The organism is Candidatus Chloroploca sp. Khr17, from assembly GCF_004138165.1.
GTDB lineage: Bacteria > Chloroflexota > Chloroflexia > Chloroflexales > Chloroflexaceae > Chloroploca.
Window position 1 is genome coordinate 1 of sequence record NZ_RYFF01000015.1, and the last position, 18,091, is coordinate 18,091.

Here is an 18,091-nt window from a genome sequence, read left to right on the forward strand (position 1 = left end):
CGGCCCGTCCGCCACCCCAACCGTGGCCCCCTCCGCCACCCCGACGCCGTCGCCCGGCCCGTCCGCCACCCCAACCGTGGCCCCCTCCGCCACCCCGACGCCGTCGCCCGGCCCGTCCGCCACCCCAACCGAAACGCCCTCTTCACCAGTGATCATCCTCCCCACCGAGGATGTCGTACCGAGCGCAACCCCCTCGGTGACCGCGATCACCTTGCCCACCGAGGATGTCGTACCGAGCGCAACCCCCTCGGTGACTGCGATCACCTTGCCCACCGAGGATCTCCTACCCACCGAAGAGGCTATCCCAACGATCCTCTTACCTATCACCAATGTCCCGGCAACCTCAACGCCACAGGCAACGCCAACCCTTGCCACAGGATGGCAACCAACCGCCGAAGCGGTGCCAACGTCTAGCACCGGCACAGGCGACCCCAACATCTCGGTCATTTTGCCCCATGCCGGTCTTGCGCACACAAACCCTGGCAGCCCAGGCCTCTATGCTCTGGCGTTGAGTCTGATCGTGATCGGAGGAGTGCTACGGTGGCGGCGCTGATCAACAAACAGCGGCATTTCAGTCTACACCGCACCCTGCTTGCATTGCTGGTTGTGCTGCTGGTCAGCCTGAATCGGCTAGGAGCAACCTCGATCCAGACGATCGTTCACGCATCCACCGCGACTGAAGCCCTAGTCATCACCGTGACCAAAGGGGGTATCCAGCACCTGACCGGGGCAACCTTGCTGGCTGCCGGCCTCGATCCTGCTGTTGATCCGAACCGCCTCTGGCTGCACTACGCCGGGCATATCATCCCGCTAGAAGTAGATGACGGTGGCGACCAGCGCCTTGATCCAACCGATAGCCTCCGCTTCTACGCACCACCACCGGGTGATCGCTGGAATCTCACCGCGCACTACTGGCTCACCGTCGAGGCGACCGCCGGGCCACGCTTCACCTCGCGGAACGTCGCTGAAGGCACGGCCCCTTCACGCACCGACGCACGCGAAACAGGCCGGATCTACACCCCACAACGCTACGACTCGCGCCGCGCCGGCCCTGACAACGACCACTGGTTTAGCGGCGACCTGCGCGCTGAACCGGGACGACCCGATACCATTGTGCTCCCCCTGGGGGCAGCCCTCCCACCGGCCACGGGCCCACTGAGCCTGACCGTCACCGGCCAGAGTTACACTACCGGAGCCTTGCACCTCTATGTTGCCCTTGCTAACCAATCTGCAGTCATCACCTGGACGGGCATAGGCCTGTGGGAACATCAGTTGATGGTAGGGGAGGTGGGAACCAACCACCAGATAGTGCTGGTGTCGCCTGCCAAAAACGCTCCGGTGCTACGAGCAAACTCCCCGCCCCTCTCGTGGGGGAGGGGCAGGGGGTGGGGGGCAAGCGTGGCTCCAGACTGTGGCGGTTTCGCCCTGGAACTTCCCGGCTTAGGCATCGTCTGTGAACCAGGGACAGAAAGTCAAACGCATCAGTTCAATGATCTGGCTCAATCCGACGAAATGCTCCAGGTGAGCCTCAGTGCCACAGAACAACCCGTCGGCACCCTGCTAGACACCATCACCTGGGAGCGTGCAGCACGGCTCGAACTGGCCGAACAGGGCGTCCTCTTTGAGGGCATTGCCGGGAACTGGCGCTATCAACTCACTGGTCTCCCCCCAAACTGGAACCTCTACGACCTAAGCGAACCAGATGCACCGGTGCGGCTTCACCCGGCAGCTACCAGTTTTGTTGACGGCCCAGAGGCCCGAGCCTACCTAGTCACCGGCCCTGGCACCCTGCACGAGCCCACCGTGACCGCATGGCACACAACGACCATCAACGAACCACAAAGCCTCGATGCCCTCTACCTTGCCCCAGAAGCATGGCACGCCACGCTGGAGCCACTGCTCGCGCATCGGCAGGCGCAGGGCTACCGCGCAGCCGTGGCCTCACTCGAAGCGATCTATGATGCCTGGAGCTACGGGGCGGTTGATCCCGAAGCGATCCGGCGTTTTCTCCGCCATGTCACGACAACCTGGCCTGATCCGCCCGCAACGATCATCCTCGTAGGCGATGGCAGCGTTGACCCGCACGACTGGACAAAACGCGGGAGCCTCAATCGCAACATCATTCCACCCTACCTGGCCTACGTTGACCCGTGGCTAGGCGAGGCGGCCTGCGATACATGCTATGGACGCCTTGCCACCGACGACCCACGGGATCAACAAACGCCAACCCTCGCCATTGGGCGGCTACCGGTCAAAAGTGAAGCCGAATTGCAGGCGCTGGTGGGTAAGCTGATCGCATACGATACCGCTCCTGTCGGCGACGGTTGGCGTCAGACCGTTGCGCTGATCGCCGACGACACCGATACCGCTGGCGATTTTGCCGCCGAGTCAGAAGCAATTGCCGAAGCTTTACCTGAACAGCTGCAAGTACGCCGCGTCTACTACGATCCCTCTGGCACCAACGGCTACGCCTCAGCGGTTGAGGCGCGTCAACACACGCTTGCCGCGTTCAACAACGGCGCGAGTCTGCTCGTCTACACTGGGCACAGCCACGCCTGGCAATGGGCCATTACCGACCCGAGTGCCGAATACTCGTGGCTCCTTGGTCTCTACGATCCTGATCAACTCACCAATCATGATCATCTGCCCGTGGTGCTAGCCATGACCTGCCTGAGCAGCGCCTTTGCCACCCCGGCCATGAGCGGCACGAGCGTTGACGAGCGCCTCGTCCTGGCCCGCGGTGGAGCGATTGCCGTCTGGGGGCCGGCTGGCTTTGGGGTCTCGTACGGACACAACCAGTTGCACCAGGGCTTCTTCGAAGCACTCTGGGCAACCCCGGCAAACCAGGCGAACCTCGGAACCCTCACCCTGGCGAGTCTGGGCAACCTCGCAAGCAGCAGCGACCTCAACAGCGGCCCGCTCTTCACCTATCTCCTGCTGGGTGATCCTCTCACACAGGTACGTCTTCATAATGACGAGGCCCCGCGCCATCTTCTCTTCTTACCGCTGGTGAACCGTTGACGCCAACACTTTGCTAACACATTGCTAGCACCCCTACAACATGGCCCTGCTATACTGACAAGCAGGCAGACAGACTTCACAGGTCTTGAAGACCTGTGAAGTCGCAAACGAGTAAGAGGGTTTCTCGCCTCCAGCAAGTCGCATATGAAAGGGTCGCGCAATGAATATGTCATACACATCTTCTGTCCGTCAGTGGGGGCAGTTCGCAGGCATCGGCCTGTTGCTCACTGCGGCTTTGATCATAACACTGGCCGTAATTCTTCCGGCAGCGGCGCTTGGGCTCGCTATTGCAGCCGTAGTTGTCGTAACAAGTCTGGTTGTTCGTCAGATGCAGGTACTCGGGCAGGCCGCTCGGCGGGTTGCCAGTGGCGAACCCGCGTTTGAAGAGCCGGTGCAGCCAACCCTGCGCGTCGAATTGCCGGATGGCGACGTGATGGTCGCTCGTCCTGTGTCCATCCCCCAGAACGATGAGCACACGATGTTGCTTACCCGCAATGGCTATCTGATGGTGAACGGGCGGGGCGAGGTCTTTCATCGGTTGTAGGGCCTTCGCCCTACAATCGATGATCACAAACTTTTCAGTTCATCCGACCCCTTGATCATACTTCTTGCCCCACTATGATGCCAAGCCCCCGTCTACACTAGGGGGCCTCTACATCTGCACAGCCACAAACGCCAACTTCGCTGGCGTTTGTGGCGCAACTCCCTAACGCCGCACGCAGGGCAAATAAACCATAGGCGTCAGCGCGTAAGGCTCGATCTCTGCCGGAACCTCTACTAGCGTGGCTGAAACCCGCTGAGGGCGTTCACGCAGCGGATCATCAAGCCCCAAGAGATACACCGACTGGGCCAGCGCTTCGGTCTGCACGAGGCTCGTCGGGGTGGCAACACTGGTCACCGTGACAAGATAGGAGCCTGGCAGCGCATCGGCCACTGTTTTGAGCAATACGCGGAACCGACCGTCGTCACCAACGGTGATCGTCTCACCGAGCAACTCACCGTTGATCTGCAGCCGTATTGTGTGCCCCACAGGGAAAGACGTGCCCGTCAGCAGAAAGTAGCTGTCAGGCGCACCATCAGAATAGTTGAGCGTCAGGGTTACACCAGGCGCAGGGGTGCTAGTCGGCTGCGCGGTCGGCTGCGCGGTCGGCTGCGCGGTCGGCTGCGCGGTCGGCTGCGCGGTCGGCTGCGCGGTCGGCGTTGGTGTGCCGCCCGGCGAAGGTGGGGTGATACGGATCGTGCTCGCACGCGCCGCCGTAAAGGTCTCCATCGGCGCAGCAATGTCTTGCCATGAACCACTGCCATCAACGCCTTCATAGGTCCAACCCATCGCCCCAGCATAGCAGTTGGCGTAGATCGACTCAAGCAATTGCAAAGGCGCCATCCCTGAACCATCGGCATTCGCCGGAAATTCGCCAATCACGACTGGCTTATCGAAGCCACCCTGTTGCCAGCTTAAACGCATCGGCGAGAACGTCCAGGTATCATCACCATTCGCCCAAGGGTAATAGTGGATCTGATAATAATCGAGGTAGCCATCAGCATCATAAGGCGTCAAAGCGGCATCACTGTACCAGTTGCCCTCGGCCCCCGGAATCGTATCGCTGTTCCACTTCATCGCGGCGGCACCAACCGTAATCAACTGGTTCGAGTTGCGCCGGATGGCCCCCGTAACTTCAGCGATAAACCGCTGCATCTCAGCAAGTGACACCGGGTTGTCAATATTCCAGTGAATCGACCCCGACTCTCGAACTCCCCACTCGGGCTCATTGATAATTTCCCATGTGATCACATTGGGATGGTTCCCAATCGTATAGGACGTGCCAGGGATTGGGTAGCGCAGCATCGGGATGACGGCGTTGTCAATGAAGGCCTGGCGTTTGGTCGCATCAACCACCAGGTCACGCTGATTCTCGATAATTCCATTGGGGCGGGCCAGCATATCGAATGACCAGAGGGTAAAGACAATATAGATGTCATGCTTGGCAGCAAGTTTGATGGCATCGGCCATGCTCGGAAGCGTATCGGCATCAAACCCGGTCGTCATGCCATTGGCAATCTCAGGGGCACCACGGCCATCAGCAAAAATCCACCAGCGCACACTGTTTACCCCCCGTGCTTTCAAGGCAGCAAACATCTGATCGGCACTCTCGGTCGTGTACGTGTGTTGCCACCACTCCTCCACCGTGCCAAAATCAGCGCCGAAGCCCCCATCAAGCCAGGGCACATTCATGCCCGCCAAAAACCAGCGCCCGTCACGCCAGGGAACCAGATGGCTCTGATCAGCCGGACAAGCAGCAGCAGCACGGGCGCTCCGTATGACAGGACTCGCGCCTGGGCTCAGGCTCACGATCAAAAGCACAAGCAGCATGCAACACGACAGGCCGAGCATGACGGTACGGGATGTACCAGAAGGGCTACGGCTCAACATATGCGTACCTCCTCGTTTCAAATATCATAAATGACGTTTTTGTCATTGAGAGACAATAGATCAGGCTTGTTCATCCGTCAAATATGACAATCCTGTAATATATGCAGGGTAGCACGCTGCAATTACGAGCGCATTACCAGTCGCACACCCGCAAGAGCCCTAAGCTCAATCCCTTTCAAAGAAGCTCACACCAAGTCGCTAAGTAGTCTGTAACCTAAGTTTCTTGATATGCCTGCAAGCCTTGTCATGCTGAGTACCAAGTGGCCCACGGGCCAGTGATGCCGCGATAACCTTCTCTTTTTTCCATAATACGAAAAACAAAACCACCAGGTGGATTTTGTAACCCTGATGTAACTAAAACGGTATATAATAGATTTCAACGGGGTTGTGAATGACCCTCATTGATGGTGACAGTTTGTGGAGTAGAGTTGGAAAAGTAGTTGCGGACTCATCGTCGAGGAAAGGATCTGAACGTATGAATCGTGAGCAGCAGATCGCTCAAATTGCCGAGGTTTGGAATTCGCCACGTTTTGCCGGAATTGCACGTGGCTACAGCGCTGAGGAAGTCTATCGTTTACGGGGTTCGGTACAACCCGAGTCAACCCTGGCCCGCATGGGGGCCGAACGCCTCTGGGATCTTTTGCATACCGAGCCCTTTGTCAATACCCTTGGTGCGCTCACCGGTAATCAGGCCGTGCAGCAAGTCAAGGCCGGCCTCAAGGCGATCTATCTGTCAGGGTGGCAGGTTGCCGCTGATGCCAACCTCGCCGGCCAGATGTACCCCGACCAGAGCCTCTATCCCGCTAATAGTGTGCCGATGGTCGTCAAGCGGATCAATCAGGCGCTGCAACGCGCTGACCAGATCCAGCACTCCGAGGGCACCGGCGATACCTACTGGTTCGCACCGATTATTGCCGATGGCGAGGCTGGCTTTGGTGGCCCGCTCAATGTCTTTGAGTTGACCAAGGCGATGATCGAGGCCGGGGCCGCTGGGGTTCACTTCGAAGACCAGCTCGCCTCTGAGAAGAAGTGCGGTCACATGGGCGGCAAGGTGCTCTTGCCTACCCAGCAGGCTGTCCGTAATCTCGTGGCTGCCCGGCTCGCCGCTGATGTGATGGGTGTGTCAACCCTCATTATTGCCCGTACCGATGCCAATGCCGCCAATTTGATCACGAGTGATGTGGATGAGCGCGACCATCCCTTCCTCACCGGCCAGCGCTCCCCTGAAGGCTTTTATTATGTCAATCCAGGCCTCGACCAGGCGATCGCCCGCGGTCTGGCCTATGCTGAATATGCCGATATGGTCTGGTGTGAGACCGCTGAACCGAGTATCGAGGAGGCGCAACGCTTTGCCGATGCGATCCACGCGAAATATCCCGGTAAGCTGCTCGCCTATAACTGCTCGCCAAGCTTCAACTGGAAGAAGAAGCTCAGTGATGCCGATATCGCTCGCTTCCAACGTGCGATTGGCGAGATGGGCTATAAGTTCCAGTTTGTGACCCTCGCTGGCTTCCATAGCCTTAATTACAGCATGTTTACCCTCGCTCACGGCTATAAGGATCGCGGCATGGCTGCGTACTCTGAGTTGCAGCAGGCCGAGTTCGCCGCCGAAGATCAGGGCTATACCGCTACCCGCCATCAGCGCGAAGTCGGGACCGGCTACTTCGATGAGGTGAGCATGGTGATTTCTGGAGGTACCTCCTCCACCACTGCCCTCGCTGGCTCAACCGAGGCCGAGCAGTTCCACTAGGCGCGGAAGAAGCCGCAGCCCTCACAAAGATCTCCGCTGACACACGATGCAAGCAATGCTTGCATCGTGCGTTAGCCGAAATCTGAAAACTATTTCCACATAATGAAATAATGAAAGGACGGATCAATGGCCGATCTGAAATTGCCCGCTGGGATGCAGATCACTGGGCATGTGACACCGGAGTACACTGAGATTCTGACTCCCGAGGCGCTTGAATTGGTTGCCCTGCTCCATCGCCGGTTCAATGGTCGCCGCACGGCGTTGCTTGCCCGACGCGCAACCCGGCAGGCTGACCTCGATGCCGGTAAGTTGCCCGATTTTCTGCCCGAAACGGCTGAGATCCGCGCTGATGACTGGAAGATTGCGCCCTTCCCTGCGCATATCAATGATCGCCGCGTCGAAATTACAGGCCCCGTTGAGCGCAAAATGGTGATCAATGCCCTCAATTCCGGCGCCAAGGTCTTTATGGCCGATTTCGAGGACGCCAATACGCCTAACTGGGATAATCAGGTTCAAGGTCAGATCAATCTCCGCGATGCTCTGCGCCGTACCATTACCTTTACCTCGCCCGAGGGCAAGGCCTATGCGCTAAGTGACAATCCGGCGATCCTCTTTGTCCGCCCCCGCGGTTGGCACCTCAACGAGAAGCATGTCCTCGTTGATGGTGAGGTCGTTTCCGGTGGTATCTTCGATTTTGCCCTCTATTTCTTCCACAATGCCCGCCAGGCGATCGAAATCCAGGGCGGTCCCTATTTCTATCTGCCCAAGCTCGAAAGCCACCTCGAAGCGCGCCTCTGGAATGAGATCTTTCTCGCTGCTCAGGAGTATGTCGGCCTCCCCACAGGTACCATCAAGGCAACCGTGCTGATCGAGACCATCCTCGCCGCCTTCGAGATGGACGAGATCCTCTATGAACTGCGTGAACACTCCGCTGGGCTCAATTGTGGTCGCTGGGATTATATCTTCTCGTGCATTAAGAAGTTCCGGACGAACGCTGATTTCTGCCTCGCCGATCGTGCCCTCGTGACGATGACGACCCACTTTATGCGTTCGTATTCGTTGCTAGCCATCAAGACCTGTCACAACCGGGGTGCCCACGCGATGGGCGGGATGGCCGCCCAGATTCCGATCAAAAATGATCCCGAGGCCAATGAGGCAGCCATGTCCAAGGTGCGCACCGACAAAGAGCGCGAGGCGACCGATGGGCACGATGGAACATGGGTTGCCCACCCAGGGTTGGTGCCCATTGCCCTTGATGCGTTCAACACGGTCATGAAGACACCGCATCAGATTAGCCGCACCCGTGATGATATTGAAGTCACTGCCGCCGATCTGCTCACCTTCCAACCCGAAGCCCCCATCACCGAGCAGGGCCTTCGCCTCAATATCAATGTCGGTATTCAGTACCTCGGTTCGTGGCTGGCTGGCAATGGCTGTGTGCCGGTCTTTAATCTGATGGAAGATGCCGCTACCGCCGAAATTTCGCGGGCGCAGATCTGGCAGTGGATCCGCAGCCCCAAGGGCGTTCTTCAGGATGGGCGCAATGTGACCGTTGAGCTCTTCCGGACGATGTTGCCCGAAGAGTTGGCGAAGATTAAGGAGTTGCTTGGCCCGGCGTATGCCGACGGCAAATATGAAGAGGCTGCCGAACTCTTTGATCTGATTACCACTAGCGACGACTTTGTCGAGTTCCTGACGCTGCCAGCCTATGATCATATTGATTGAGGCATCCTCATGAAGACCGAAAACATGCTCTTGCTGGTCTATAGTTTCACCAGCGCCAGTCGGGCCAAAGCCGTCCGCTCTGTCATCGAAAGCCTCGACCGGCAGATTGGGGAACGAACCGGGCACTTTGCCGTGGTGATGAAGCGTGAGGATGGCTCGATCAGCCTCCGCGAACCTCGCGATTTCGGCGAGGAACTGACCGATTTGACCACATCGCTGGTCGGCGGTCTCGCCTGGTTTGCTTATACGTTCGTTGGTCTGATGGGCACCCAGCCTGCGGCATTTGTCGAACGCGTGACCAGTGAGGCGACCCACCGGATGGTGCGCGAGACGGGTTTTCCCGAGCAGTCACTCTATGAGATCGGGGCGGAACTTGATGCCGGCTCAGCCGCAATTGTTGGTCTGATCCCGGCTGATGAACGCGATGTCCTTGTCGCCGAACTCGAACGACTCGGCGGTAAGCTCTGGGAACATCCGATCCCACCCGCCATTGCCGCCGAATTCCACACCGCTACGTAGCCAAGAATCACCCCGGGGGGCCACTGGCCCCCCGGAAGTATCAAGCCCGGTCGTACGCCCGGACTCAGACACGCATCTGGTGCTCACGACGAGCATGCACCAGGGTGCAGATCGCATGCGCCCCACAACGCGGGCATGTCTCACTCATCAGCACCGGTGCGACGCCACCCTCCGACGCCATCGCACCAAAATCAAGGGCGAGTACGCGCTGCACGGTTACCCCCCTGATCTTCGCCAGTGCATGATCAACCTGTTCCATCAACGGCTTATCGAGCGTCCCCGCTACCGTAATGCCGTCAAGCGCAAGCACCAGTTCAATCACCGCTTGATCAAGCGCACCACACCCTACCGTCGATAGATCAAGGGCAACGCGACGAGCAAGCGCAGCAAAACTCCGAATGGCGGCAAGACTCCACGCGCCACTCGCAATCGACTCCCACGCGACGGCGATCGACCGAAAGGCTTCCACCGAGCGGTAGAGGTCATTAAGCTGAGCCTGACTAAAGCCTCGTTCTTGAGTCGTTGCAGAGGTTATTCTGCGAACTGCCATAATTCGCCTCCACGCTGGGCTTCTGCACTCAGTCAAGCTGTTACGACCGATGTATGCGTTGTCAGCAGCTCGCCAAAGGAACAGGAAAGGTCTCGATAGTTCTGGCAGAAGAACTGTCAGCCCCATTGCAGACAGTCCTTCCACTCATAGCCCTTAGCATACCATGCGGCAAATCCGAGCGCACTACGTAGCAATACGGAATGATGCTCTGTAGCAATGCGGAGATGCCCGACGCACGTTAGCTATCGAGGCTCACGATGCCACGACGCACAGCATAGCGAATGAGGTCAAGTGGGGTATGCAAGCCAAGTTTGCGCATCATGCTGGCACGATGGGTGTCAACGGTACGCACGCCAATCATCAGACGCTCGGCAATTTCGGCGCTGGTCATGCCCTGGGCAGCCAGGTAGAGGATTTCGCGTTCACGGGCAGTCAGCGTTTCATAGAGATCCAGCGTCGTCTCAACCGTCTGTGAGGCATAGGCATCCAGGGCTTTCTCTGACAACGGTGGGCTCAGATACCGACGGCCAGCAGCAGCCTGGTGCAAGGCATAGAGAAAATCATTCGAGAGGGCTTCTTTGAGCACATACGCGGTCACGCCGACCCGTAAGGCCTCACGGACATACGATTCATCAGAATGCATCGAGAGAATGATGATCCGTGTGCCTGATGAGATCTGACGCGCCTGACGGGCGACTTCAAGGCCACTCAACCCCGGCATCATCAGATCAACCACCAGGAGGCTCGGTTGCAGGCGTTCAACAAGAGCAAGCGCCTCGAGGCCATTGCCAGCCTCACCGACCACCGAGCAATCCATTTCATTCTCTAACAAGGCTCGCAAGCCAGCCCGTACGACCGCATGGTCATCGGCAAGCACAATGGTCAACACACCCATCAAAAGCGCTCCTCTGGCGGCGTGAGTGGAATCTCAGCCAGTACCCGAACACCCTCGCCAGGGGTCGATTCAACCGTCAGGTAGCCACCCGCGAGGCGCACTCGTTCTTGCATGCCGATCAGTCCACTTGAGCTATACGCGGTCAAGGCAAGCTCTACATCAAAGCCAACCCCTTCATCCATCACTTGCACCGCCAGGATCGCATCGGTCGCCCAGACTTGCACCAGCGCCCGCGTCACCTTGGCGTGACGAGCCACATTCGTCAGCGCCTCTTGCACAACACGGTACGCGGTGGCCCCGACCGAGGGGGTGATGACCTGTTGATCGAGCCCGGCATGCTGCAATTGCACCTGAATGCCCGTCTGATCACCATAACGTCGGGTAAACCAGACCAGCGCCGGCAAGAGCCCCAGATCATCAAGCATCGCGGGCCGCAGATTCAACGAGAGCGTCCGCACCTGGGTGGTGAGTTGATTCACCTGCCGTTGTACCTGGGCGATCCGTTCGCGCAGCATCTCGACGGGCATGCGATCCGATACCGTCAGCGCAAGGCTCAAGCTGGTCAACATCTGGCCGATCTCATCATGGAGTTCGCGGGCCAGATGAGCGCGCTCGGTCTCTTGCACCGCCACGAGGCGCTCAGAAAGGGCGCGCATCCGTGCCCGGCCACTGGTTACCTCGCCAAAGAGTCGCGCATTTTGCAAGGCAATCGCCGCAGGCATCGCCAGCAACTCGGCCATGTCAACGTGTTCCGGGGTAAAGAAATTGGCTTCGGCCTTATCAAGGCAAAAGACCCCGATCACTGTTTCGCCCGCCAGCAATGGCACGCCAAACCAGTTGCGGATATGCCCAAACCCCGGACGAACCTGCCAGCGGGTTGCATTGGCCGTATCCATCACGAGAAAGCTCCGCCGACGCTCAACAATTGGCTTGAGCACGGGATCAGCCCCAACATCCACCGACAAGCCGATGATGCCTTCAGCCGACCCAAAGCGTTCATAGCCGCGGGCAGCGCGAAAGACGAGCCGATCATCGCCTTCCAGCAAGAGTACCGCCGCACTATCGTACGGAACCAGGCTACTCAGATGCTCAAGCAGGGCGACCATCACATGATCGGCATCGAGACTCCGCGTCAGCGCAAGATTCGCCGAGTGCAGCACTTCGGCGACATGCCGCGCATGGCGTTCCGCCTCAAGCGCCTGGATCAACGCCTCTTCGGTACGGCGACGATCCGTGACATCCCGCGCAATGCCCTCGATCGCGACCGGACGCCCAAGTGTATCGCGGATCAGGCGGTTCCGTTGCTCGGTCCAGACCAGGTTGCCATTGCGGTGCTGCCAGCGCAGCATGACTGGGTGGCCGCTATGGGCACCCGACAAGATGGTCTGTAACAAGAGCCGATCACTCGGATGGACGATCTTGCTGCTCAGATGAGGATCTTGATAATGCTCTTCGGGGGTATAGCCGAGCATCGTGGTTGCGGCGGGGCTGACATACTCGAACCCCGGATCAGGCGTGATCCGGTAGCGGTAGATCATATCAACCGCGTTTTCGGCGAGCAGACGAAAACGCTCTTCACTATTGATCAGTACCGAGGGGGCCTCGCTCTCGGCGGTATGTCTGATTTCCGTTGCCAACAGGCCATATCCAGGCCCGGCCTGCCCATCAAACAAGGGGTAAGCATGCAAGATCCAACGGTGCGAGCGCCCCTGAACCAGGATATCGAACTGGACTTCGCGTTTGCTTACCCCAGACGAGGCTGCCTGGGCGAGCAATTCAAGCACGGCAGGGGCGTGATCCCGAAAGACCTCACTCGCATGGTGCCTGACATACTCCAGTGATGTTAACCCGATCAGTTCGGCCATCAGGCTATTGAGCATCAACACTCGCATCTCGGGATCGAGCAATGCAATGCCCACTGGTGCATCCAATAACAGTGTCCAGAGCATCGGCATCGTCTCGGTCGAGCCACCCTGTGGCAGGTGCGAGTTCATGAGGGTCCCTTCCGTGAAGCTTATGGCTGGACTATAGTATACGATACTCTACGAGCGTACGTACAGTGTATAATACATGTATGACACTCTCGCTTGACTATCTCTGGTGGGCCGAATGCCCATCGCACGAAGAAGGGCTGGCGCTGCTCCGTGCGGTGCTTGCCGCCGAAGGGATCGACGCGGTCATCCGTCTCGTTGAGGTACGCGACGAAGCCGACGCCCAACGCTTGCAGTTCATTGGTTCGCCTACGATTCTGGTCAATGGGCAGGATATTGACCCCCATCCTGTTGCAAGCGGTGCTGCCTCGATCTATGCGCTTACCTGTCGGGCCTACCGACGCGACGATGGGCGCATCGCCCCCTTGCCAACTCGTGAATGGTTGCGCAGCCGCCTGTCTGCGCTCAGTACCTCCTGAGACGATCCATGCGATCTGTATCATCGGGAGCATTGCAAAGGAGCAACAACCATATGAGTCGACTACCAATTGGAGCGAGCGCCATCCCCTTTGAATTGCCTGGGATTGATGGACGCCACTACAGTCTCGAAACGTTCGCCGACCATCAGGTGCTTGGCCTGATCTTTAGCTGCAATCACTGCCCCTATGTGCAAGCCTGGGAAGAACGCATGATCCAGGTGCAGCATGAGTATGCTGAGCATGGGGTGGCGCTGGTCTTGATTAATGCCAATGACCCGCAGAAGTATCCGGTGGATAGTTTCGAGGCAATGCAACAACGGGCACACATGTTCAAGTACCCGTTCCCGTATCTGCATGACCAGCCGCAAACCACCGCACGCGCCTATGGGGCCGAACGCACCCCCGAGGTCTTTCTCTTCAATCAGGCCAGAGAACTTGTCTATCACGGGGCGGTCGACGACCACCGCGAACCCGAGCATGTGCAGCAGCACTATCTGCGCAACGCCATTGAGGCCGTGCTGAAACATCAGCCACCGCCAATCAGTGAAACGCCCGCCGTTGGCTGCACGATTAAGTGGTCAGTTTAGGTGTGGAGTGGCGGGGAGAGGGAGATTCGAACTCCCGAGGGCTTTTTACACCCTACTCGTTTTCGAGACGAGCACGTTCAACCGCTCCGTCATCTCCCCGAGTGTCTGCTGTATTATACGCCGATGTGCGAATGCGTCAAGTGAAGGATGAGTACGATGTCACAGCAACAAGAACGAGGACTCTTCTTACAAGGTGAGGATCTTGGCCGTGCGCTGGTCTTTTCGAGTTTCTGGGGTTCGATCTTTTATCTGCTTGCTTTTGTGAGTCAGTTGCTCGCCTTTCGTCGGCCACCAGCCGAGGTGCAGAGCAAGCCGACACTCACGGGGGCGGGCATCTTTGTGGGTGGCTTTGTTGGGTTGGGCACGCTTGGCATCGCTATCGTATCCCTCCTCAAAGGGAAATCGCCCGCCGAACAGGCCCGTGAGCAGCTTGGCACCGCCGGTGAAGGCGGAAGCAATAGTGTGTTTGGGACGGCCCTCGGGGCAGGTCTCGGCTCGGTTGTGCCCTTCAGTTTTGCTGTCGGCAGCATGCGCCTTGCCGAGCGGATCGCCGGTATACCCGCAGTGGGGCCGCAGGAACATGTCGATTTGCCGCGTGCCGCTGCGGTGAATGCGCTGCTAACGGCCCTGATCGCTGCCGCCGTGACCCGGATTACCGGCTGGGTCGCGCGCGATGCCCGCGCCGCCGAACGGACACGGATGTGACCATCCTGGGCTGGCTGTGACCCCGCCTGGCCAGCCCGCTTGCCTTGATGTTGTTGAGGAGTGACCAATGACCTGGGATCAGGGCCTGCACAAAGGTGTAACTACCCTCGCCGCCGAGCACGGCACCCAAACCGTACGCGAATTGACCTATCTCGAAGCGATCCGCGATGGCTTGCGTTTTGCCCTGCAACACGACCCGTCAGTGGTATTGCTCGGTGAAGATATCGGTGCTTATGGCGGTGCGTTCAAAGTGACCCAGGGCTTGCTTGATGAATTTGGCGCCGACCGGGTCATTGATACGCCGATGGCCGAACTGGCGATGATCTATGCCGCCGTTGGGATGAGTTTCCAGGGTTTTCATCCGGTGGTTGAGATGCAGTTCGCTGATTTTATTTCGACTGGCTTTGATGCAATTGTCCAATTTGCGGCGACAAACCATTATCGCTGGGGGCAGTCTGTCCCGATCACGATCCGCGCCCCTGGTGCGGGTGGCCTGCGGGCCGGCCCCTTCCATTCGCAGAGCAACGAGGCCTGGTTCGTCCACACGCCCGGCCTCAAGGTGGTTGCCCCGGCAACTCCGGCCGATGCGCGTGGCCTCCTGCTCAGCGCGATCCGCGATCCCAATCCGGTGATCTACTATGAAACCAAGTATCTCTATCGTTCGCTAAAGGGTGCCGTGCCCGAAGGCGAGGTGACGATTCCCATCGGCGAGGCGGCACTCCGTCATTCCGGTGAAGAGTTGTCGATCATTACCTATGGGGCCATGGTACACGAAGCAATCGCCGCCGCCACGCACCTCGAGCGTGAAGGCCACAGTATCGAGGTGCTCGATCTTCGTACGCTCAAACCCCTCGATGAAGCAGCGATCCTCGCCACGGCTCGCCGTACCGGCAAAGTGCTCATTGTCCACGAGGCCAACCGTACCTGCGGCGTTGGGGCCGAAGTCGCGGCGTTGATTGCCAATGAAGCCTTTGCCTTCCTCGATGGCCCGGTTAGCCGCCTCGCCGGCCCCGATACCCCCGTCCCCTATAGCCCACCGCTCGAAGACGCCCATCGCCCCGGGGCTAGTGCTATCATCACCGCTGCCCGTGAATTATTGGCCTATTAACATGGGGCGAGTCACAGCCTACCCGGTTGCGCTGGGGTACACGGCACGTGTGCCCCAGCGCAACCTAAAGCGAACGTAACCAGACTGTCACACTCAAGCTCTTGACCAGACCCTTCCTCATATGCTAGCATCACCATAACTGCGAAAAGTACCGTGCCTCGGGGGCCACCATTGTGCGTTATCTGCTTGCCATCCTCTGCCTCGTGAGTCTGCTGGTAAGCCTTGTGGCCCCTGGCAAGGTCGCCGCCCAACCCGGAGATGGCGGTGTCCAGCGTTTCCTTGAAACCCAACCCGGGCCACTCAAGCAACTGCGGGAAAATGGACGTACGGCGGCAACCATCATCGAGAGTGCGGCCTTCTACTATGGCCTGAGCCCGCAAATTCACCTCGCCCTGCTCGAAACAACCGCTGGCTTGCTCAGCCAGACTGATCCCGGCGATGAGGCCTTGCAGTCCCCTTTTGGGCACACCGGGCCTCTGGGCTTTGCGGCGCAGATTGACTGGGCCACCCGCGAGTTGCGGGCCGGCCTTGGCCCCTATAGCCGCCCACCCACCCTGCGTTTTACCGATGGCGTCACGCTGACGCTCACGCTTGACCAATCCCCCGAGGGGGTCGCTGTCCAACGCTTTCTCGCCAATGGACGTACCTCTACTGAATGGCGCACAGCCGTGGAGCGGTTCGGTGAGGTCTTTGCTGCCTATTTTGACAACCAACTGGTTCAGATCGACCCGTCGCGTCCCGCTGGACAGAACCTCCCGGCACCGACCGAGAGCGCACGCTATGGGTTCCTTTTGCAACCCTGGCCTGCCGGAACACCGGTCGAGCATCTCGCCTATTTTGACCATGTCTATCCCACGGTTGATACCGGCTTACCCGGCAATGGCTATGTAGTGAATTATCTGGGGCAGGGGGGCGTGCAGTATGATGGGCACGATGGGCACGATTACCATTTCCCTGATCAGCCCATTGGCACACCAATCCTTGCGGCAGCCGCAGGGATCGCCTATGCGCGTACCCATCGCGGCAATGGGGTCGTCATCCTCCATGACCACGGCTACGAGACGGTCTATTGGCATCTCGACGGCTTTGCCCAGATCTTTGCTGGTCTGATTGATCGCAATATCGGCGTTCCCGTCCAGGCCGGTGCTTTCATTGGGACAAGTGGGCGGAGTGGGTTTGTCCGCGGTACGCCGCACCTGCATTTTGAAGTGCGCCGCTATGGTCGCCAGGTTGACCCCTATGGCTGGTATGGCCCTGGCCCCGATCCTTGCAGTGCGTATGCCGGCTGTCTGCCGAGTGACTGGTTGTGGCATGCTTCGCTCATCGGCACCTACCATTTCACGCCGCCCGATCTCCGCGCTGCCGTGCCACAACCGACGCAGGCGAACGACGCGCAGCAAGGCCCACCGGCAACCGTCACGCTCAATCCTCCCGCTGATCTGCTCTTCGCCGCGACGTTTGATGGTCACATTGTGCAGGAAGTTGGCCGAGGGTTTGCCGCCACCACAGGCACAGCCCAGTTCGAGCAAGGACGGGGGAGCGATCAGGCGCTGCTGCTCAATCGGTTCGAGCTCGATTATCCCACCGAAGGCAACCTGAATCTCGCCCAGGGCACCATGAGCCTCTGGGTCAACGTGCCAGACAGGTACCCTCAGGGCACCATCCCACGGCACTATCTGCTGGCAACGAGTGCCAACCCCGGCGCAGCCCCGGTCTACCCAGGCACCCTGGCCATCCGGCGTGATCAGGTTGGGCCAGAAGGCGAGCCTGCCTGGATCTTCTGGACAACGGCGGACGACGAGGCGAGCCGCGATCTCCTGGCCGCCCCAGATACACTTGCCCCAGGCTGGCACCATCTTGCTATCACCTGGGACGCCGCGACGGGCAGCAAGGCACTCTATCTCGATGGAACGCTTGCGGCGGCCACGACCGGCATCACCCTGCCGAGCCAGGTTGGCTCACGGCTCGACATCGGTCGCTTCACGAGCGGTGGTGGCCCAAGCAATATGATCCTCGGCGAACTACAGATCTTTGACCACGCCATGGAAACTGAGGCGATCGAGCGGATAGCAACGGCGCTGCCTGAAGACCGGACGATGCCCGTCGTGCTCACCGAACGCACAATCCGGCTTGACACCAACGCCCTGTCCGCTGATGGCGGCATCGTCGCCGTGCAACTCGGGCTCAATGACCAGTTGGAAGACCCCCAGCCCTACTATGATGCCTATCGCTGGACGCTCGAAGCCGAACCTGGCCTGCACGAACTCTCGGTACGCTATACCGACCGGCTGAATCGCACGACGATAATCACGCGCACGGTGCTGATCGAAGCCGAAAACCAACATCGTATCTTGATCCCGCTGATCGTGTGGTAGGATACGGTAGCTTTG

General features: G+C 59.0%; 14 protein-coding genes, 1 tRNA gene and 1 pseudogene. 11 read left to right on the plus strand and 5 right to left on the minus strand.

Annotated features, from left to right (window positions below; all coding sequences use genetic code 11):
• The 3 genes and pseudogenes from EKD05_RS25725 to EKD05_RS10970 form a co-directional block, all read left to right on the plus strand.
• A pseudogene (locus EKD05_RS25725) lies at positions 1 to 553 on the plus strand (hypothetical protein); the annotation flags it as partial.
• On the plus strand, positions 541 to 3,021 hold the full coding sequence (locus tag EKD05_RS10965; protein WP_129672585.1) for a C25 family cysteine peptidase: 2,481 nt from the start codon (positions 541 to 543) through the stop codon (positions 3,019 to 3,021). The pseudogene EKD05_RS25725 and the gene EKD05_RS10965, both read left to right, overlap by 13 nt.
• Before the next feature lie 160 nt (positions 3,022 to 3,181).
• Entirely contained in the window at positions 3,182 to 3,565 is a 384-nt protein-coding gene (locus tag EKD05_RS10970) for a hypothetical protein (RefSeq protein ID WP_129672587.1), read from the plus strand.
• 162 nt (positions 3,566 to 3,727) lie between these two features.
• Here EKD05_RS10970 and EKD05_RS26325 read toward each other — a convergent pair whose 3' ends face one another.
• Complete coding sequence (locus EKD05_RS26325) at positions 3,728 to 5,452, minus strand: PT domain-containing protein (RefSeq protein ID WP_205703919.1); 1,725 nt, start codon at positions 5,450 to 5,452, stop codon at positions 3,728 to 3,730.
• Positions 5,453 to 5,927: 475 nt separating this feature from the next.
• Here EKD05_RS26325 and aceA point away from each other — a divergent pair, with 475 nt between their 5' ends.
• The 3 genes from aceA to EKD05_RS10990 all read left to right on the plus strand — a co-directional run bounded on the left by aceA (position 5,928) and on the right by EKD05_RS10990 (position 9,446).
• On the plus strand, positions 5,928 to 7,202 hold the full coding sequence (gene aceA, locus EKD05_RS10980; RefSeq protein WP_129672589.1) for an isocitrate lyase: 1,275 nt from the start codon (positions 5,928 to 5,930) through the stop codon (positions 7,200 to 7,202).
• Positions 7,203 to 7,328: 126 nt separating this feature from the next.
• The gene (gene aceB / locus EKD05_RS10985) at positions 7,329 to 8,927 is read left to right on the plus strand and encodes a malate synthase A (protein ID WP_129672591.1); all 1,599 of its coding nucleotides are present in this window, start codon (positions 7,329 to 7,331) and stop codon (positions 8,925 to 8,927) included.
• Positions 8,928 to 8,936: 9 nt separating this feature from the next.
• Positions 8,937 to 9,446 carry a hypothetical protein gene (locus tag EKD05_RS10990; protein ID WP_129672593.1) on the plus strand — a complete coding sequence of 170 codons (510 nt, stop codon included), beginning with the start codon at positions 8,937 to 8,939 and terminating at the stop codon, positions 9,444 to 9,446.
• A 64-nt stretch (positions 9,447 to 9,510) separates the two neighbouring features.
• Here EKD05_RS10990 and EKD05_RS10995 read toward each other — a convergent pair whose 3' ends face one another.
• The 3 genes from EKD05_RS10995 to EKD05_RS11005 all read right to left on the minus strand — a co-directional run bounded on the left by EKD05_RS10995 (position 9,511) and on the right by EKD05_RS11005 (position 12,885).
• Complete coding sequence (locus EKD05_RS10995) at positions 9,511 to 9,996, minus strand: hypothetical protein (protein ID WP_129672595.1); 486 nt, start codon at positions 9,994 to 9,996, stop codon at positions 9,511 to 9,513.
• 238 nt (positions 9,997 to 10,234) lie between these two features.
• Positions 10,235 to 10,891 (minus strand): response regulator transcription factor, encoded by a 657-nt coding sequence (locus tag EKD05_RS11000; RefSeq protein WP_205703920.1) that lies wholly within the window; start codon positions 10,889 to 10,891, stop codon positions 10,235 to 10,237.
• Positions 10,891 to 12,885, minus strand: a complete 1,995-nt coding sequence (locus EKD05_RS11005; RefSeq protein ID WP_129672597.1) for a PAS domain S-box protein — start codon at positions 12,883 to 12,885, stop codon at positions 10,891 to 10,893. The genes EKD05_RS11000 and EKD05_RS11005 overlap by 1 nt, the downstream gene beginning before the upstream one ends.
• A gap of 80 nt (positions 12,886 to 12,965) precedes the next feature.
• On the opposite strand from EKD05_RS11005, the gene EKD05_RS11010 reads away from it, so the two are divergent.
• On the plus strand, positions 12,966 to 13,301 hold the full coding sequence (locus EKD05_RS11010; protein ID WP_129672599.1) for a hypothetical protein: 336 nt from the start codon (positions 12,966 to 12,968) through the stop codon (positions 13,299 to 13,301).
• 53 nt (positions 13,302 to 13,354) lie between these two features.
• The gene (locus tag EKD05_RS11015) at positions 13,355 to 13,888 is read left to right on the plus strand and encodes a thioredoxin family protein (RefSeq protein WP_129672601.1); all 534 of its coding nucleotides are present in this window, start codon (positions 13,355 to 13,357) and stop codon (positions 13,886 to 13,888) included.
• An 8-nt stretch (positions 13,889 to 13,896) separates the two neighbouring features.
• On the opposite strand, the gene EKD05_RS11020 is transcribed toward EKD05_RS11015, so the two are convergent.
• Positions 13,897 to 13,987, minus strand: a tRNA-Ser gene (locus EKD05_RS11020).
• 57 nt (positions 13,988 to 14,044) lie between these two features.
• Between EKD05_RS11020 and EKD05_RS11025 the strand changes: the two genes are divergently transcribed.
• The 3 genes from EKD05_RS11025 to EKD05_RS11035 all read left to right on the plus strand — a co-directional run bounded on the left by EKD05_RS11025 (position 14,045) and on the right by EKD05_RS11035 (position 18,076).
• Positions 14,045 to 14,593 carry a hypothetical protein gene (locus EKD05_RS11025; protein ID WP_129672603.1) on the plus strand — a complete coding sequence of 183 codons (549 nt, stop codon included), beginning with the start codon at positions 14,045 to 14,047 and terminating at the stop codon, positions 14,591 to 14,593.
• Positions 14,594 to 14,660: 67 nt separating this feature from the next.
• Positions 14,661 to 15,701 (plus strand): alpha-ketoacid dehydrogenase subunit beta, encoded by a 1,041-nt coding sequence (locus EKD05_RS11030; RefSeq protein ID WP_129672606.1) that lies wholly within the window; start codon positions 14,661 to 14,663, stop codon positions 15,699 to 15,701.
• 173 nt (positions 15,702 to 15,874) lie between these two features.
• Positions 15,875 to 18,076 carry a peptidoglycan DD-metalloendopeptidase family protein gene (locus tag EKD05_RS11035; protein ID WP_129672608.1) on the plus strand — a complete coding sequence of 734 codons (2,202 nt, stop codon included), beginning with the start codon at positions 15,875 to 15,877 and terminating at the stop codon, positions 18,074 to 18,076.
• Positions 18,077 to 18,091: the final 15 nt, after the last annotated feature.

Excerpts from the sequence above, each read along its gene's own strand:
- EKD05_RS11000 (WP_205703920.1), bottom strand. The coding sequence starts at position 10,891 with ATGGGTGTGTTGACCATTGTGCTTGCCGATGACCATGCGGTCGTACGG.
- EKD05_RS11030 (WP_129672606.1), top strand. The coding sequence starts at position 14,661 with ATGACCTGGGATCAGGGCCTGCACAAAGGTGTAACTACCCTCGCCGCC.
- EKD05_RS10990 (WP_129672593.1), top strand. The coding sequence starts at position 8,937 with ATGAAGACCGAAAACATGCTCTTGCTGGTCTATAGTTTCACCAGCGCC.
- aceA (WP_129672589.1), top strand. The coding sequence starts at position 5,928 with ATGAATCGTGAGCAGCAGATCGCTCAAATTGCCGAGGTTTGGAATTCG.
- EKD05_RS11010 (WP_129672599.1), top strand. The coding sequence starts at position 12,966 with ATGACACTCTCGCTTGACTATCTCTGGTGGGCCGAATGCCCATCGCAC.
- EKD05_RS26325 (WP_205703919.1), bottom strand. The coding sequence starts at position 5,452 with ATGTTGAGCCGTAGCCCTTCTGGTACATCCCGTACCGTCATGCTCGGC.
- EKD05_RS11005 (WP_129672597.1), bottom strand. The coding sequence starts at position 12,885 with ATGAACTCGCACCTGCCACAGGGTGGCTCGACCGAGACGATGCCGATG.
- aceB (WP_129672591.1), top strand. The coding sequence starts at position 7,329 with ATGGCCGATCTGAAATTGCCCGCTGGGATGCAGATCACTGGGCATGTG.
- EKD05_RS11025 (WP_129672603.1), top strand. The coding sequence starts at position 14,045 with ATGTCACAGCAACAAGAACGAGGACTCTTCTTACAAGGTGAGGATCTT.
- EKD05_RS10970 (WP_129672587.1), top strand. The coding sequence starts at position 3,182 with ATGAATATGTCATACACATCTTCTGTCCGTCAGTGGGGGCAGTTCGCA.
- EKD05_RS11015 (WP_129672601.1), top strand. The coding sequence starts at position 13,355 with ATGAGTCGACTACCAATTGGAGCGAGCGCCATCCCCTTTGAATTGCCT.
- EKD05_RS10995 (WP_129672595.1), bottom strand. The coding sequence starts at position 9,996 with ATGGCAGTTCGCAGAATAACCTCTGCAACGACTCAAGAACGAGGCTTT.